The following is a 1148-nucleotide window of genomic DNA, read 5'->3' as shown; positions in this document are numbered from 1 at the left end:
GCCCCGCATTGCCGGCGTCTTTCTGCCCGCAACGGCCCCTGAAAACGCAACAGCACCCTGAAAACGACAGCGGCGGCCCTGCGGCCGCCGTTCTGCTGTTCGGGGCTCCGCAAAGCCCCGCCTGCCCTGTTCTCCGCCGGAAGGGATCACAAGCCCCCCCCGGAGGGATCCCGGCGGTTACTCGCGCGGCGGATTGGCGGCCATCCACGCCCGCGCCAGTTCGGTCGCCCGCACGCGTTCCTTCTGGGTGGCGACGGAAAAGGCCTCTTCCTGCGACATGCGGATCCAGTCGTCGCTTTCGTTGTCCTGCACGGCGCTGGAGGCAACGGTCAGCCACATCAGACCGGCGACCATGTTGCGGCGGATGTCGGCGCCGTCGACCAGCATCTTGCCGAGCAGGGCCTGCGCCTGCGGATGCCCCTTTTCGGCGGCGAGCTTCAGCCACCGGGCGGCAAGGCGCGGATCGCGCGTGTCGCCGGCTTCCGCCGCCGCCGCCAGCGCCCGCGCCGGGGCCGAGCCGGCCGAGGCGGTCTTCACCGGAGAGGTCATGGCAAGGGCCGCGGCCGGCGCACCGTCGTCGTCGCTGGCCGGCGCGCCGGTCAGATAAAGCTGCCCGAGCCGGTACTGCGCATCGGCATCGCCGAAATAGGAGGCGGCGTAGGTATAGAGCTCCCGCGCGCGCTCGAAATTGGGCGTCACGCTGTTCTTGATGCCGCTCAGATAATAGGAGCCGAGTTCGACGAAGGCGTTGGCCACGAACGGCGCCTGCGCCGAGGCCGGCGCATCGTCGGCGTGGGCGTTGGCGACTTCCGAGAACAGCTCGAAGGCCTTGTAGTCGTCCTCGCCGACGCCGTCGCCTTCCTGATACATCCGCCCGAGTTTCCACTGGGCAACGGGATGGCCCATGCCGGCCGCCGTGCCGAAGGCATCGGCCGCCGCCGCCTTGTCGCCGGAGAAATAGGCCCGCGCACCGGCGCGGAAAGCCTCCGCCGGCGCGCTGGTGCCGGCGGCATCGGTGGTGGCGGGCTGGGCGGGGGCTTCCGCATCCAGCGCGGCCGCCGTGCCGGCGAAACCGAGGCCCGAAAGGCCACACGCCCCGATCATGACCGCCAGGGCAAAACGCAACTCGACAACACGCATCGCCGTTC

1 protein-coding gene is annotated in these 1148 nt (G+C 70.4%); it reads right to left on the bottom strand.

All coding sequences use genetic code 11. From position 1 onward, the window contains the following. Window positions 1–177 precede the first annotated feature (177 nt). Window positions 178–1140: a tetratricopeptide repeat protein gene (locus V7067_RS05125; RefSeq protein ID WP_334174828.1), complete on the bottom strand. Its 963-nt coding sequence runs from the start codon at window positions 1138–1140 to the stop codon at window positions 178–180. Window positions 1141–1148 lie beyond the last annotated feature (8 nt).

This window comes from Pseudoxanthobacter sp. (genome assembly GCF_036822375.1).
Classification (GTDB): Bacteria; Pseudomonadota; Alphaproteobacteria; order Rhizobiales; family Segnochrobactraceae; genus Pseudoxanthobacter.
This window is presented reverse-complemented; position numbering and strand designations above follow the sequence as displayed.